The organism is Flavobacterium sp. JP2137 (assembly GCF_050562195.1).
In the GTDB taxonomy this organism is placed as follows: domain Bacteria; phylum Bacteroidota; class Bacteroidia; order Flavobacteriales; family Flavobacteriaceae; genus Flavobacterium.
Genome location: NZ_CP191647.1, coordinates 2,312,440 through 2,328,484, shown reverse-complemented (window position 1 = coordinate 2,328,484; position 16,045 = coordinate 2,312,440). Strand labels below are relative to the sequence as shown.

General features: G+C 43.6%; 16 protein-coding genes. 13 read left to right on the top strand and 3 right to left on the bottom strand.

Annotated elements, in window-relative coordinates; all coding sequences use genetic code 11:
* Nucleotides 1–10: 10 nt before the first annotated feature.
* The 6 genes from ACQZ43_RS10230 (at nucleotide 11) to ACQZ43_RS10205 (ending at nucleotide 6,180) form a co-directional block, all read left to right on the top strand.
* On the top strand, nucleotides 11–880 hold the full coding sequence (locus ACQZ43_RS10230) for a nucleoside phosphorylase (protein ID WP_430612303.1): 870 nt from the start codon (nucleotides 11–13) through the stop codon (nucleotides 878–880).
* Nucleotides 881–1,077: 197 nt separating this feature from the next.
* Nucleotides 1,078–2,583, top strand: coding sequence for a succinate CoA transferase (locus ACQZ43_RS10225; RefSeq protein ID WP_430612301.1), 1,506 nt, complete (start codon nucleotides 1,078–1,080; stop codon nucleotides 2,581–2,583).
* A 108-nt stretch (nucleotides 2,584–2,691) separates the two neighbouring features.
* Nucleotides 2,692–3,537: a substrate-binding domain-containing protein gene (locus ACQZ43_RS10220; protein ID WP_430612299.1), complete on the top strand. Its 846-nt coding sequence runs from the start codon at nucleotides 2,692–2,694 to the stop codon at nucleotides 3,535–3,537.
* A 10-nt stretch (nucleotides 3,538–3,547) separates the two neighbouring features.
* Nucleotides 3,548–4,480, top strand: coding sequence for a transglutaminase (locus tag ACQZ43_RS10215; protein ID WP_430612297.1), 933 nt, complete (start codon nucleotides 3,548–3,550; stop codon nucleotides 4,478–4,480).
* Between the two features lie 10 nt (nucleotides 4,481–4,490).
* Complete coding sequence (locus tag ACQZ43_RS10210) at nucleotides 4,491–4,877, top strand: DUF423 domain-containing protein (protein ID WP_430612295.1); 387 nt, start codon at nucleotides 4,491–4,493, stop codon at nucleotides 4,875–4,877.
* A 178-nt stretch (nucleotides 4,878–5,055) separates the two neighbouring features.
* On the top strand, nucleotides 5,056–6,180 hold the full coding sequence (locus ACQZ43_RS10205; RefSeq protein WP_430612293.1) for a redoxin domain-containing protein: 1,125 nt from the start codon (nucleotides 5,056–5,058) through the stop codon (nucleotides 6,178–6,180).
* A 99-nt stretch (nucleotides 6,181–6,279) separates the two neighbouring features.
* On the opposite strand, the gene ung is transcribed toward ACQZ43_RS10205, so the two are convergent.
* On the bottom strand, nucleotides 6,280–6,945 hold the full coding sequence (ung, locus tag ACQZ43_RS10200; RefSeq protein WP_430615652.1) for a uracil-DNA glycosylase: 666 nt from the start codon (nucleotides 6,943–6,945) through the stop codon (nucleotides 6,280–6,282).
* Nucleotides 6,946–7,136: 191 nt separating this feature from the next.
* On the opposite strand from ung, the gene ACQZ43_RS10195 reads away from it, so the two are divergent.
* From ACQZ43_RS10195 to ACQZ43_RS10165, 7 genes are all read left to right on the top strand, one after another.
* Entirely contained in the window at nucleotides 7,137–9,314 is a 2,178-nt protein-coding gene (locus ACQZ43_RS10195) for an endonuclease MutS2 (RefSeq protein WP_430612291.1), read from the top strand.
* A gap of 1 nt (nucleotide 9,315) precedes the next feature.
* Nucleotides 9,316–9,729, top strand: a complete 414-nt coding sequence (locus ACQZ43_RS10190) for a thiol-disulfide oxidoreductase DCC family protein (protein ID WP_430612289.1) — start codon at nucleotides 9,316–9,318, stop codon at nucleotides 9,727–9,729.
* A gap of 204 nt (nucleotides 9,730–9,933) precedes the next feature.
* Nucleotides 9,934–12,366: a phenylalanine--tRNA ligase subunit beta gene (pheT, locus tag ACQZ43_RS10185; protein WP_430612287.1), complete on the top strand. Its 2,433-nt coding sequence runs from the start codon at nucleotides 9,934–9,936 to the stop codon at nucleotides 12,364–12,366.
* Between the two features lie 443 nt (nucleotides 12,367–12,809).
* A complete protein-coding gene (locus ACQZ43_RS10180) occupies nucleotides 12,810–13,070 on the top strand; it encodes an SRPBCC family protein (RefSeq protein WP_430615649.1) in 261 nt (86 codons plus the stop codon).
* Nucleotides 13,071–13,100: 30 nt separating this feature from the next.
* A complete protein-coding gene (locus ACQZ43_RS10175; RefSeq protein ID WP_430612285.1) occupies nucleotides 13,101–13,346 on the top strand; it encodes a hypothetical protein in 246 nt (81 codons plus the stop codon).
* A 44-nt stretch (nucleotides 13,347–13,390) separates the two neighbouring features.
* Nucleotides 13,391–13,651 (top strand): hypothetical protein, encoded by a 261-nt coding sequence (locus ACQZ43_RS10170; protein ID WP_430612283.1) that lies wholly within the window; start codon nucleotides 13,391–13,393, stop codon nucleotides 13,649–13,651.
* A gap of 26 nt (nucleotides 13,652–13,677) precedes the next feature.
* On the top strand, nucleotides 13,678–14,112 hold the full coding sequence (locus ACQZ43_RS10165; RefSeq protein WP_430612281.1) for a VOC family protein: 435 nt from the start codon (nucleotides 13,678–13,680) through the stop codon (nucleotides 14,110–14,112).
* A gap of 459 nt (nucleotides 14,113–14,571) precedes the next feature.
* Here the strand turns inward: ACQZ43_RS10165 and ACQZ43_RS10160 are convergent, their stop codons facing one another.
* Together ACQZ43_RS10160 and ACQZ43_RS10155 are read right to left on the bottom strand one after the other, a co-directional pair.
* On the bottom strand, nucleotides 14,572–14,934 hold the full coding sequence (locus ACQZ43_RS10160; protein ID WP_430612279.1) for a hypothetical protein: 363 nt from the start codon (nucleotides 14,932–14,934) through the stop codon (nucleotides 14,572–14,574).
* A complete protein-coding gene (locus ACQZ43_RS10155) occupies nucleotides 14,922–15,941 on the bottom strand; it encodes an RHS repeat-associated core domain-containing protein (RefSeq protein WP_430612277.1) in 1,020 nt (339 codons plus the stop codon). The genes ACQZ43_RS10160 and ACQZ43_RS10155 overlap by 13 nt, the downstream gene beginning before the upstream one ends.
* Between the last annotated feature and the right edge of the window lie 104 nt (nucleotides 15,942–16,045).

The window sequence follows — 16,045 nt, the reverse complement described above, 5'->3', positions numbered from 1 at the left end:
AATCAACAGCATGCCCATCCAATCTTCTGAATTAATTCTCAATCCCGACGGGAGTATTTACCACCTTAATCTGCGTCCGGAAAACTTGGCGTTGGACGTGATTTTCGTCGGTGATCAAGATCGCGTAGAACAGATATCCGAGCATTTTGACACGGTGGAATTCACCACTCAAAAGCGGGAATTTAAAACGCATACCGGCACCTATAAAGGCAAGCGCATTTCGGTGATTTCCACCGGTATCGGCCCCGACAATATCGATATCGTACTCAACGAGCTCGATGCCTTGGTCAATATCGATTTTGAAACGCGTTTGCCCAAAGCGCAGCACACCGCGCTCAACATCGTACGCGTAGGCACTTCGGGTTCCTTACATGCCGACTTGCCCGTCGACCATTTTTTGCTGTCGCAATTCGGAATAGGTATGGACAATATGCTGCGGTCTTACGAGCTGAAAGGCATTTGCGAAGACGATATGGAAGAGGCTTTTATCGCGCACACCCAGTGGAATAGCGACAAAGGACGTCCGTACATCGTGCGCAACAGCCCCGCACTAGAAGCGTGTTTGAGCAGCGACGAGGTTCACTACGGCATTACAGCAACGGCAGGAGGATTTTATGGCGCTCAGGGTCGCGTTTTGCGACTCGCCTTAGCAGACAGCGCCCTCAACAGCAAAATCGACAGCTTTAGCTACAACGGCCAACGGACGACCAATTTAGAAATGGAAACCGCAGCCATTTACGGTTTGGCCAAATTACTCGGTCATCAAGCGGTATCCCTAAATGCGATTATCGCCAACAGGGCCGACGGCACTTTTAGCAACGACCCCTATAAGGCGGTACGGGCATTGATACAATACACCCTAAAAAAGCTAACCGAATAGGTTGGCTTTTTTGCTTTAAAACCGCAAATACAACAAAGCCGCCGCCAAAGCGCTGCACCTTCCGCACTGTGGGGGCGCGATTTCCATCACCCTATATTAAAATCAGTCTAAAATAGGGTTTTACACAAAATAGATGTCCATATAGTTTTTACCACGTGTAAAATAGCCTTAAATTTAGGGCTTAATTTATTTTGAACATGATCGAAGAAAATTTGCCTTTAGATAGAATTAATTTTGAAGCATATAAAAGTAAAATCATCACGGCAGAACAGGCAGCACAACTCATTCCAAACGGAGCAGTAGTTGGCGCAAGCGGCTTCACCAAAGCTGGAGACAGCAAATCGGTATTGCCGGCATTTGCCAAAAGAGCCGCAACGGAAGAGGTGGCCATTACCTTGATTACAGGTGCTTCTTTGGGGCATACCACCGATGCCGATTTGGCCGCAAACCACGCCTTAATTCGCAGAATGCCCTTTCAAGCAGACGCTACATTGAGAAAGAGCATCAATAATTACGAGTTAAAATACGTGGATCAGCACCTTAGCGAAACGATCGAGCAGTTGCAGTGCGGACATATTCCCGCTGTAGACATTGCGATAATCGAGGCGTCTTTTATCAACGACCAAGGCTTTATCATCCCGACTACCTCTATTGGTAACTCGGCCTATTTTGCAGCTGCAGCCCCAAAAATAATCATTGAAATCAACACCTTAGTACCGATTTCCTTTAGGGGAATTCACGACAATTCTGTACCTCAAAGCTATCCCAACCGCGAAATCATCCCGATACAAACGGTGAATGACCGCATTGGAGAAGCCTTTATACGCCTGAATCCAGCAGCTGTGATTGGAGTCGTTTTTACCGATATTCTAGACACTCCGGCCGAATTAACTCAGCCCGACGAAAAGACGACCGCTATTTCCAAACACCTGCTTCGCTTTTTTGAAGGCGAAATTAAAAAAGGAGCCCTCACCCCTTCTCTATTACCGCTGCAAGCCGGTATCGGCAAGGTTGCCAATGCCGTGCTCACCGGACTGATCGACGGTCCGTTTGAAAACCTGACCATGTATTCCGAAGTGTTGCAAGACAGTACTTTTGACCTGATTGACTCGGGCAAGATGACCTTTGCCTCTGGTTCATCGATTACGGTAACGGAAAACTGCTATCAGCGAATTTTAAAGAACTTTGGCAACTACCAGGACAAATTGGTCTTGCGCCCACAAAACATCAGCAATTCACCTGAGGTGATTCGCCGATTGGGAATTATAGCCATCAATACCGCCATAGAATTCGATATATACGGCAACGTCAATTCCACGCATATCGGAGGAAACCGAATGATGAATGGGATTGGCGGTTCGGGAGATTTTGCGCGAAATGCCTATTTGAGCATCTTTGTCACTCAGGCCGCTTCGAAGGAGAACAACGCGATTTCACACGTGTTACCCATGGTATCACATGTCGATCATACCGAGCACGATGTCGATATCTTGGTTACCGATCAAGGTTTGGCAGACCTGCGAGGTTTATCGCCACGCGAACGCGCCGAGGTCATCATAGACCACTGTGTGCACCCGGATTACCGTCCCGCAATACGCGACTATTTTGAGCGGGCTAAACTCGTAGGTGGTCATACGCCTCATCTGCTCAATGAAGCGTTTAACTTTCATCTTCAATTTAAAGAAACCGGTTCCATGCAATAATACCCAAAAATCTCCTTCCACAGCGAAGGAGATTTTTTTTGCGTTTTAACCAAAAATTATAACAAATCAAGCTTGCAATTCCTATCTTAGCAGTTAAAATCATCAAAGATGAAAACAGTTCGAATTGCAGGAGTACCGGAGCACTTTAACCATCCGTGGCAACTGGCTATAGATCGGGGAGGTTTTAAGGCTGTCGATTTAAACTTAGCATGGACAGCAGTACCGGAGGGTACGGGCAAAATGTGCCAAATGCTGCGCGACGGCACCACGGATTTTGCCGTGATTTTAACCGAAGGCATCATCAAAGACATCGCTTTGGGCAATCCCTGCAGCATCGTTCAAGAATACGTGTCTTCACCCTTGTTATGGGGCATACACGTAGCGGCCAATTCTCCGCTGCAAAGCTGTGGGGAACTGGAGGGCAAAACCGTCGCCATAAGCAGACCGGGTTCGGGCTCTCACCTGATGGCTCTGGTATACGCCAAGCAGCAAAACTGGAAGGCAGCACCGGTTTTAAAAGTGGTCAACACCCTAGAAGGTGCCGTGACTGCCTTAACGGAGGCTCAGGCAGATTACTTTATGTGGGAGCGCTTTATGACGCAGCCCTTGGTGGACCAAGGTGTTTTTAAACGCCTGGGCGAATGCCCAACCCCTTGGCCTTCTTTTGTCATTGTCGGTCGCAACGCCTATATGGAGCAGCATCCGGAAGTGGTTGCACAGCTGTTAAAAACCATCAATGCCACCACCCAAGAATTCAAGCAACTCCCGAATATCGACGCCACTTTAGCGTCTGAATTTCAACAAAAAACCGCCGATATACAGCAATGGCTACAACTGACACAGTGGTCGCAGCAACCGCTGAGTGCCGAGTCTTTTGAAGCGGTGCAGCAAGAACTCTTGGCTTTAAATTTGATTTCAAAACCCCTAACTTATCATCAAGCCGTAAAGTCATAAGCGCGAGTCAATGAGCGAAACTAAAGAATCCCGATATCAGAAAATTATTTCTAAGCTTAGCATACCGAAGCCTTGGGACTCTATTCTTATACTTATTTTAAACCTGTTAATCATCATTCCGGTGTTTATCATTATTCACCAGAATATCATAGACCCCGACTGGCCGTATCACATCGATCGGATTTTGTTGTTTATCACCTTGGTCTTGCTGTTTCAGTTGTTGCTGCGGCTCTTAAAGACCTTTTTGTTTGTGTGCATTTTTATCTATATCGGTTTTTTGGTCTGGGGAACGCTCTTTCAGGGATATGGTTTTGCAGCGGTTTACGACGACTATCGCGCCATGATATACTCCATGTCTGACAGTCCCAACCCGCAGGATGTCATCATCTCCAAATTGCTGCCCTTTCCCAATAAGTCCAAGATCATCAACGCGGTGGAATACAACAATCCCACCGTGCGCAACTTTGCTTTATTGGCTACAACCAAGCACTTTACCGACGTCAAGGGACACAGTGAATACCGCCAAATCATTCAGTGCTTTGCGATTTTCAAGGAGATTCGAAACCGCTGGAATTACGTCAACGACCCCAAAGGTCGCGAATACATCGCAACAGCCTCGGAGTCGTTACAGCACTTTTCCGGAGATTGCGACGACCACGCCATATTGATGTCGGCACTTATACAAGCGATTGGCGGAACACCGCGTATCATACATACCAAAGAACACCTATATCCCGAAATGCTGATCGGAACCAAAGCCGATTTGGAAAACATCAACTACCTCATTAAAGAGGTGCTCTTTAAAGAGGAGAGCCGCGGTAAGGAAATACACTATCACATCGATGAACGCGGGCAAATTTGGCTCAATCTCGACTATACAGCACGCTATCCCGGAGGACCTTTTATGTCTGAAGAGATCTTGGGTGCCTTAACGTTAAACTAAACGCAATACCATGAATGAAACCGCCTTGTTATTTGGAAGCCTCTTTGGGGGAAGTGCCGTAATATTTGGTGCTTTTGGCGCTCACGCCCTAAAAAAGATCTTTAATGACGACCAACTAAAGAATTTTGAAACGGCTGTAAAATATCAGATGTATCACGCCTTAGTCTTAGTGGCTATAGGACTTTCGAGCCTGCCGCCAAGCGACTACCTCACCTATGCCATCCGCTGTTTTATCTGGGGAACACTGCTGTTTTCACTGAGTATATACAGCCTAACGCTTAGCAGCGCCCTCAACAAGAAAATCAAACTCCTCGGCCCCGTTACCCCCATAGGAGGCTTGCTACTCGTAGCGGGATGGACGCTTTTATTCTTGCTTTTTATCTCTTCCAAAGCCTAGAAAAACATTAAAAACCAAATTTATCCAAGAAAGAGCTCATAAATTAACAATTTATTAATTTGAGTTCTAGATTTTTCGGTATCTTTGTCGTTGTATATCCGGTGTTTTCGACAGCCTTTAAAACACCTAAAACACTATTAATCAAGCAACCTAATTAAGAATAAATTAATCAATACAAATGAAAAAAATCTTTTCTCTAGTCGGTGCCCTAGCACTTATGGCTTCATGTAACAACGCTCCTACAGATAGTTTTACTATTAGTGGTGATGTAAAAGGCATCGAAGATGGAACAAAAGTTTACTTAAAAAAACAAACCGATATGGATGTCGTATCTATCGATTCGACAGAAGTTAAAAACGGGAAATTTGAAATAAAAGGAAAAGCAGGTGAAACGGAAATTTCCTTTATCGCTTTCGGTAAAGACGGAAATTTAGGATTGCCATTTATCTTGGAAAACGGGAACATCAAAGTGGAATTCAACAAAGATGATATCGAAAACGCCAAGGCTACAGGAACAAAAAACAACGATTACTTTGTTACGTTCAACAAAGAAGCAGGAGTTTTACAGAAAAAAGTGATGGATTTCCAACAACAAAACCAAATGTTGATTATGGAAGCCCAACAAAACAACAACGAACAAGTTTTGGATTCGCTTTATGGTGTGAATGAAAAATTCACCAATGAATTGAAAAACTACACTTTGTCATTTGTTGAAAAAACACCAGATGCCTTTATCTCTATTTTGATTTTAAATCAAATGACTCAAGGCAACAGCATCGAAGTGGAAAAATCACAAGCGCTATTTAACAAAATGCCTAAGGAAATCAAAGAATCTAAACAAGGTAAGGAATTGGCTGAAATTTTGGCCAAGGTAAGCAAGGTGGCTATCGGTAAAAAAGCACCGGACTTTTCCGCTCCAAATCCAGAGGGAAAAATCGTGAGTTTAAAAGAAAGCTTAGGCAAGGTAACGATTATCGATTTTTGGGCATCTTGGTGTGGTCCATGTAGAGTTGAAAACCCAAATGTGGTTAAACTATACAATAAATTCCACGAAAAAGGGCTTAACATCATCGGTGTATCCTTGGATAAAGACGGTGACAAATGGAAAGAAGCCATTGCAAAAGACGGTTTGACATGGGCTCAAATTTCTAACTTGCAATTTTGGCAAGATCCTATCGCTGCAGATTATTCCGTAAAAGCAATTCCTGCAACGTTCATCTTGGACGAAAACGGAGTCATCGTGGCTAAAGATTTAAGAGGTGAAGAACTCGAGGCTAAAGTAGCTGAGTTGTTGGCTAAATAGTCGCTATAACCCATACAAAAAAGGGAATTCCGAACTGGAATTCCCTTTTTTGTTTAAAGGACTTTTTACGAAGTCCCGCAATGCTAGTACAGCGCACCCTTACCAGATTATCGGCGGTTTTCCCTGTTGTATCAACCATTGATTTACTTGGCTAAAATGCCGGTTACCAAACCAATACCCCCGATTGGCACTCAAGGGAGAGGGATGTCCTGCGGTCAAAACCCGATGTTTTGTAAGGTCGATGTTTTTACCCTTTTTAATCGCGTAATTGCCCCAGAGCAAAAAGACGATATCCCGATGATTGTCGGACAAATACTGGATCGCAGCCGTGGTAAAAAGTTCCCAGCCCTGCTTCTGATGACTTCCGGCCTTGCCCTCTTCCACGGTTAATATCGCATTCAACATCAGCACGCCCTGAGTGGCCCAGCGTTCCAAATTGCCCGATATGGGTAGGGGTTCGCCGATATCCTGCTCGATTTCCTTAAAGATATTGACCAGCGATGGGGGAAAGCGCAGCCCGTCGTTGACAGAAAAGCACAGACCGTTTGCCTGTCCCCATCCGTGATACGGATCTTGTCCGATGATCACCACCTTAACAGCCGCAGGTGCCACTGCATCAAAAGCGGCCCATATTTGCTCTTGTGGCGGAAAGCAGCGATGCAATCGGTAGGCCTCTGCAACAAAGGACATCAAATTTTCGTAATAGGGCTGTTGTTGTTGCGCGCTAAAAAAGGGTGCCCACGCAGCGGGTAACTGTATATTCATATCTCCTCGGTAAGGTTTATATATATTCACTGTCCACTCTCGATAGCGTCTCAGCGCTATTCCGCAACACAGCACTACAAATATATTCATTTCCAAGCTTTTTTGTCTACTCTGACTTATAGTCCGGGTCAATAGCCGTTGATAACTCGTAAAATAGTAGTAATTTTGCCTTTTATTACCAGAATAATTTTATGACATCTATACAGACTAAAACCCTTCAAGATTTAGAGTTTCACACCGTACTTCAGACTGTTTCCGACCTTTGCCTTACGGCTATAGGCAAGGAAAAAGCCTTGGAAGTGGTACCTTTTTCCACGTCTAAACAGACGTTGGAAGGACTGTTGCAAACCTCGGAATACCTGTCGTCTTTTACCAATAACAACGTCATTCCCCATCACTATTTCGATGAGATTCACTACGAATTGCAGTTTTTAGCTATAGAAGACAGTTATTTAGACGTGGGCAGCTTTAAAAAAATAGCTACCCTGGTCGAGACCACCTTGACGCTCTTGGCGTTTTTAAACAAATTTCAAGAGTACTACCCGACCCTACAGGCTCAAGGAGCAGATTTGGAGATCAACAAACAAATCAACAAGGAAATTGAGGCTGTTTTAGACAAATACGGCGAGGTTAAAGACAATGCATCTTTAAACCTTCAAGAGATTCGCAAGCAAATCAACGGCGTTCGAGGCAAGATCAATCAGAGTTTTGTCGCGGCATTGAGCAGCAGCAACAGCGCGGGTTACTTGGACGATATACGCGAATCGGTGGTCGACAACAAACGGGTGTTGGCCGTAATGGCGATGTACCGCAAAAAGGTCAAAGGCAGTGTGCTGGGGCAATCCAAAACCGGTAGCATTGTTTATATAGAACCCGAAGCCACCCTGCGTTATTCCAGAGAATTGAACAACTTGGAATACGAAGAGCGCGAAGAGGTGATGCGCATACTAAAACGCCTTACCCAAGTCATTCGCCCGTACCAATTTTTAATCGCCGATTATCAAGCGTTTTTGGCGCATATCGATCTGGTGGCGGGCAAGGCCAAATACGCCGAAAAAATCAACGGCATCAAACCGCATATCACCGAGGAGCGCCGCGTGTACTTCAGAGACGCCTACCACCCGGTTTTATACCTAAACAACAAAAAGAAGAAGAAACCGACCTATCCTCAAACGATAGAACTCGAGCAAAACAGTCGGATCATCGTTATTTCCGGCCCGAATGCCGGAGGAAAGAGCATCACCCTTAAAACGGTGGGTTTGTTGCAACTGATGTTGCAATGCGGCCTGCTTATACCGGTACACGAACGCAGTGAAACCTTTATTTTTGACCGTATACTCACCGATATTGGCGACAACCAGTCTATAGAGAATCACTTGAGCACCTATAGCTACCGCCTAAAAAACATGAATTACTTCTTAAAAAAATGCAACGACAAAACCCTATTCCTCATCGACGAATTCGGTACGGGATCCGATCCCGAACTCGGAGGTGCTTTGGCGGAAACGTTTTTAGAAGAATTTTACGCGCGGGAAGCCTTTGGCATTATCACCACGCATTATACCAATTTAAAGATCCTCGCCAACGAATTGCCGCATGCCACCAATGCCAATATGCTGTTTGACGAAAAAACATTAGAACCGCTGTACAAGCTTCACGTAGGTCAGGCCGGTAGTTCTTTTACCTTTGAAGTCGCACAGAAAAACGGCATTCCATACAGCCTGATCAACCGGGCCAAAAAGAAGATCGAGGGCGACAAGGTGCGCTTTGACAAAACGATAGCCAACTTGCAAAAAGAGCGTTCCAAACTGGAGACCACCTCTAAAAACTTAAAGGAAGAAGAGACCAAAGCCCGTGAAGAAGGCAAGAAAATGGAGCATATCAACGTTAAGATTCAAGATAAACTCGAGCGGTATCAAGAGTTGTTTGACGCCAATCAGCGGTTGATTTACTTGGGTCAGAAAATGGACGATTTATCGGAAAAATACTATAATAACAAGAGCAAGAAAACCCTTTTTGGCGAATTGCTGCGCGTTGTAGAGATTGAAAACTCCAAGCGAAAACCCATACCGATTAAGGAAAAAAAGGTCAAGGAGCAAGAACAGGAAGTACTGATTAAAGAGGTCGCGGAAAAAGTAGAACAGATCCGCGTTGAAAAGAAGGAAAAGAAAGAACGCGTTAAAAAAGAATTGGCCAATCAGCCTAAAATCGAGTTAAAAATCGGGGATCGGGTACGTATGATCGACGGCAAAGCAGTGGGTACCCTCGATCAGATAGAAAAGAATAAAGCGACGGTAAATTATGGTATCTTTGTGTCTAAGGTAGCCTTAGACTCCTTAGAACTCGTAGAACGAATGAAAAACAAATAAGATGTTAGACCTTCCCAAAAACAAAAAAATAATACTCTTTGACGGGGTGTGTAACCTGTGCGACGAGACGGTACAAAAAGTGATTCAAGCCGATACGCACGATCAATTTCGATTTACGCCCCTGGATTCCCCGACGGGTTTGGCGATTTTGAACTATATCGGCGTAGCACCGGGTAGCATAGACAGCATCATCCTATACGAACCGGGCCAAGCTTACTATATCAAGGCCGAAGCAGCTTTAAAAATTGCGGGTTTTCTCGGAGGGCGCTACAGCTTGCTGTCGCTGCTCAACGTATTGCCCAATGCCTTGCTCAATCGGGGATACGATTATATTGCCAAAAACCGCTACCGCTGGTACGGCAAAAAAGACGCCTGTATGATTCCGACCCCCGAAACGCTGAACAAATTCATCTAGCAGCCGATGCCGAATGCGTATTAAAACACCGATTTCACAGATTGTTTTGATCGATCAAGCCTCGAATCACCGTCGTTTCATTTAGAAAAAACACCGCTAATTTAACAATCGCCAGTCGCTGTTTTTTTTAGCGTTAAATGTCTCAAATAATTTCACTTAAAAATAGGCATTGCGTATATTTGCCTACTTATAAAATCGAAACTAATGCATATTTCATACAATTGGTTAAAACAATTCATTAAGTTAGACATCACTCCCGAAGAAACTTCCAAAATACTCACCGATTTAGGACTTGAAGTCGAGGGCCTTACCCGATACGAGAGCCTAAAAGGCGGCCTACAAGGCGTAGTAGTTGGTCATGTTTTATCTTGTGAGCCGCATCCGAATGCAGACAAATTGCGCATAACCAAGGTCGATGTTGGAACGGGTATCCCGTTGCAAATCGTATGTGGTGCTCCCAATGTAGCAGCCGGACAAAAAGTCCCTGTCGCTACTATAGGAACCGAGCTCACCGATGGAGAAGGGCAATCTTTTACCATTAAAAAGGGTAAGATTCGCGGCGAAGAGAGTTTCGGAATGATTTGTTCTGAAGAGGAATTGGGCTTGGGTCAAGGGCATGATGGCATAATGGTTTTAGACGACAAATGGGAAGTTGGTACGGCAGCATCGACGCTATTCAACATCGTTACCGACGATGTTTTTGAAATCGGACTAACGCCAAACCGCTCCGATGCGATGAGTCATTGGGGAGTTGCACGCGATTTGAGAGCGGGCTTGCTACAAAATCCTGCACACCACCACAACAACGAAATCATCACCCCTTCGGTGAGTAAGTTTAAAGTCGAAAAACGCACCCTTAAAGTGGATGTCGTGATCGAAAACTCCAAAAAAGTACCGCGTTATTGCGGGGTTACCATATCGGATATCGACGTACGTCCTTCGCCGGAATGGTTGCAAAACCGATTGAAATCCATTGGTATTACACCAAAAAACAATATAGTTGACGTGACCAATTACGTGTTACACGATTTGGGACAACCCTTACACGCCTTTGATACGGCAAAGATTAAGGGATTAAAGATCAAGGTTAAAAACGTAGAGGCGGGAACCAAGTTTACCACCCTAGATGGTGTGGAACGCATATTGCACGAAGACGATTTAATGATTTGCGACGAAAACGGCCCGATGTGTTTGGCCGGTGTCTTTGGAGGTATCAAGTCGGCTGTTACGGAAAATACCACTTCGATTTTCTTAGAAAGTGCGTATTTCGATCCGATTGTCGTGCGTAAAGCCGCTAAAAGACATGGATTAAATACCGATTCTTCTTTCCGTTTTGAACGCGGTATCGACCCGGTAATTACCGAATATGCCTTAAAACACGCTGCCCTACTGATACAGGAGGTAGCCGGTGGAGAAATCACCTCGGACATCATCGATTTCTATCCCAAGAAAATCGAGGATCACTCCGTGTTTTTAAACTTCAACAACGTCACTAAAATTTTAGGTGAAGAAATCTCTAAAGAGACCATCAAAAAAATATTGGTATCCTTAGACATCAAAGTCAACAGCATGTCTGACTTGGGCTTGGGGATTACCGTACCGGCCTACCGCGTAGATGTTCACCGCGAAATCGACGTAATCGAAGAGATTTTAAGGGTTTATGGCTACAACAACATCAAAACGCCTTCCAAGTTGAACGCAACGATTTCTAACACTTCGAAAACAGACGATTTCAAGGTGCAGAATATCAGTGCCAATCAATTGGTATCGCAAGGGTTTCACGAGATTATGAACAACTCGCTGACCACCCCTGCCTACACCGATTTGACCGCTCATTTAAAGTCGGCTTATCAGGTGGATATCCTCAATCCTTTGAGCACCGAGTTGTCGGTTATGAGACAAACCCTGTTGTTTGGCGGATTGGAAACGATTTCGTACAACATCAACAGAAAACAAGCCGATCTCAAGTTGTTTGAGTTTGGAAAGAGCTACCACAAATTGCCTTCCGGCTACGAAGAGCCCAAGCATTTGGCGCTGTTCTCCACGGGTAATAACGTGGCAGAAAGCTGGAATACCACACAGAAACCCAGCGATTTCTTCGAATTCAAAGGCTATATCAACAGCCTACTCGAGCGCTTGGGCATCCAGAAATTCCATAGCCAACCCGTAGAAAACGACGTGTTTTCCGAAGGTATTTCCCTTTTTGTCGGCCCTGAGCTGATCGTGGAATTGGGTATCTTGAAAAAAGGCCTACTCAAGAGTTTTGACATCAAACAGGAAGTGTGTTATGCCGATTTCAAATGGGATGCCGTACTCAAAATGCTCTCTACGAAAATCAAGTATACCGATATTACCAAATTTCCCGTAGTGCGGAGAGATTTAGCGCTTTTGATCAACAATCAGGTCAGTTTTGAAACGGTTTATAACTTGGTGAAACAAGTAGATAAAACCCTGATACAAGAAGTGAGTTTGTTTGACGTATATCAAGGCGATAAATTGCCAGAAGGCAAAAAATCCTATGCGATTAAAATCAAATTACAAGATGCCAATAAAACCTTAACCGATGTACAAATCGATAAGATTATGAGCAAAATACAAAAACAATTGGAATCGGAACTCGATGCTCAATTGAGATAACTCCTAAAGCGGTCTAAACGACCGCTTTTTTTATGTTTAAAACGCAAATTAAGGTCGCTGTATGCCTCTTATATGTACGACTTACTATATTCTCATCCAGTCTTATGAACACCCCTTAATAGCGGCAAAAGCCCCATCCCTATCCTATCTACCGCTAGTCCTACTGCCTTGATACGCCACTCCCTGACCACTCCCTGACCACTCCAAAGCATTGAACACCACTGCGGATGCACTCCGTCGAACTCGCAAAGTCCAAAACGGCCAAAAATCTAAAGTATTTCGGGCTTAATAACGCTCAAATACAACGTCGCTTGATATAAAACAGTTGCAGAATAATATCCAAAACCCCACAATACAAGCCGCTATAGATGCGTTTACTAAGGGATATGCCCCGTATAGAGATTATCTTAAAACCGTATTAAAAAAACTGTAAAAACAGGGTCATATATGAGATTGTCATTAAAGCTCCTGCAGCGGAAATATGGCGGGCATTAACCGATCGAGGTTTACTGAAAACATGGTGTTTTGACATCGCCGATTTTGAACTCCAAGAGGCAAAAACCTTCAATTTCTATGAGCCGGGTGACGCGAAACAATACCACCACCAATGCACGATAAAAGCCGTTGAATCCCATAAGGTATTTTCTCATACGTGGACACATCCCAGTCACAGTAAAGGCGAAAGTTTGCTGACCTGGCTGTGAGAAGAATTGGGAGCATCGACTAAGGTGACTTTGCGTCATCAAGGACTCGAAAACTTTGCCGATGCCGGACCGGGATTTGAACCGGAAAACTACCAAATCGGTTGGGACGGTTATATGGCGCTCCTAAAAAATTTCGTCTACGGCATTCGCAAACACACGTATAGCATCGAAATCCAAGCGAGTGCAGCTCAGGTGTGGAAGGTACTTTTTGACGCGCACACCTATGGTGAATGGACAGGCGCTTTTTGTGAAGGTGCCTATTTTACGGGGAATTAAAACAGGGCGGTCGCGTCCACTTTTTATCGGCTACTGGCGACGGAATGTTTTCAGATGTCGTGTTTTGCACCCCCAATCACAGTGTATATTTTCAACATATAGGCGAAATCAAAAATTTTGTCGCACAACCGATAGATGAGGCAACGGAACGTTGGTCGGGTTCTTTTGAGAATTATATACTAACAGAGAAAGCCGGTCGCACCACCTTGAAAGTGGAGTTGGATCTTACTGCCGATCACATCGCCTTTTTTGACGAGGCCTTTCCAAAGGGATTGCACAGCGTAAAACAATTGGCAGAACAATAAAACAGCAACCTTAAAAACAAAATTATATGGCAACGACAAACACTTATTTAACCTTCAACGGAAACTGTGAGAAGGCATTTGATTTTTATAAATCCGTTTTTGGCGGGGAATTCACCTATATTGGCCGATTCGGAGAAATGCCCGCAAGTGAAGACTATACGGTTTCCGATAGTGACAAAAACAAAGTCATGCACGTTTCTTTACCCATTGGTACCTCTGTTTTGATGGGTAGCGATTGCGGTGGCGACTGGGCTCCTTCTTTCGTTCAAGGCAATAATTTTTCCGTATCCGTCTCCGCTGCTACCAAAGCCGAAGCCGATCAAATTTTTAAGGCACTTGCCGTAGGGGGTAAAATAACGATGCCTTTGGAAAATACTTTTTGGGGCGATTATTTCGGCATGCTGACCGATCAATTCAACATCAACTGGATGATGAGTTTCGATGAAAAATCGAAGTCATAACCACTAAACCACGCGAGAGAACTCGCGCGGGAACTGTAACCCGTTTACTCGATATATAAAAACTAGACCCCACAGACAAAGAACACGTTTCCGCCATGTTAGATGCTTTTCTTGCCAAGAATAAATTACAAGCTATACTAAAATAACAAAATCCCAACCGTAAAAAGTTGGGATTTTTTATTTATTCGTACCACACGAAAGGAGTGACTTCGTCGAATTACATTTCGTGCGGTAGCGGGGCATCAAACGCCTTATGCGCTCATAACTAGCTTTAAAACCTAAGTCCTCTAGCATCGACTGCATTGTTAAAACTCCAGCCGTGGGCTCTTCTAGAATATGCTTATCCATGAGTTCCATCATTTTTAGATTTTCTAGACTCGGGTCTTAATAACGCGCACCATAATAATACATACCGGTAGCGGCGATTCGTGCGATAGCGGGGCAAACGGAAAAAAATATCTATTCGTAAACTTTCCCTTCACATTCCCATTTAACCTCAATAATCGTATCTTTTTTATGGATAGAAAAATTAAGTTCTCCTTTACGCTTTATGATAGTATCCCCTTTTTCTAACAAATCCTTATAATTGTTCAACCATCTATCTTCACATATACATTTTTCCCCTGTTACTAAATGTATTCCTTCAGATTTCATATTATACGATTCAAAAGTGGGTAATCTTTCAAATATCTGTAAACACTCTACATTTAGCATATCATTTCTTGCATCATCACAATTTCCTTCCATGCACGAAATTAACAGCACCAACACAAATAATAATAATAATAATAATAATTTATTTAACTTCCCTAAAACTTCCATGTATTATACGCTTTTTTGAGATTATTAATTCCATTACTTAATTTATAAACTTCTGTTTGAGATTTCCCTACACCTCCACCAACACTAGGACCGATATTTATTGTCGTAGACCGGACTCCAATATCTTGTCTTGCTTTCCAAGAATCTGAGGCTGTTTGACTATAAGAAATTCCTCCAACAAGTACATTTGCATTCCACCCGACACTCTTTCCTCCTAAACCTTCTAACACATCTTTATTTCCTCCGTAATTATCGTGAAAACCTATGTTAGGCCCAAAAGTAAACCCTGGTTTTTCTACATCTGGACCCATAACTAGTTCTCCAGACACCATCAATGCTACATCATTATGCGTCATTGCAAATCCAAAACTGGCACTTGCACTGAAAAAACCACCACTTCCTGAAACACCATAACCAAAACTTACAGCATCAGGAGAATACGGCCCATACTCCCCAGAAGGAGTAGCTCTAAAATAAGGATGCATAGATGATGCTTTAGTAATCGAAACATTTTCCATTACCGTTCCCGTTGATGTAATCCCTCCTGATTCATCATAGAACAATTGATTATTACCATCTAAAATAGCATCATCATAAGTATGAGTTGATGGTGTGTTTTCCCTTGTAAAATCCTTATTATACTCTCGTTTACCAGTTTCATTATCTGTTCTCCATCCCTCCGCGCTCATCCCCGTCGGGTCAATCAGATTGATTGGATTGTTGTGTACATAGTGATAGGGAGTCCATCCAGGAAACTGCTCAGCCAACGGATCCACACTCAAAAATATACTGGTACTCGGGTCGTAATAACGCGCACCATAATAATACATACCGGTAGCGGCATCCAATTCCTTGGCATTAAACTTATAACCGTTATTGTAATAGGTGCTTAAGTTTTGCTCCACCATCAATTCGCCAAAAGGCAAATATTCGTAATAATGTGACGGTTTCCCGAAATTGTCCGTAATATACGAAGAAAGATTATTCTCTTCATTTTGTCTTGACACAAAACGAAGCAAAAAGTCAAGACGCTATAAAAAATTCCTAAAATCACTTGACTCCGCCTAAAAGATTTTAACTCCCTGCGGTCAAACACAAAATCTTTTTTCGG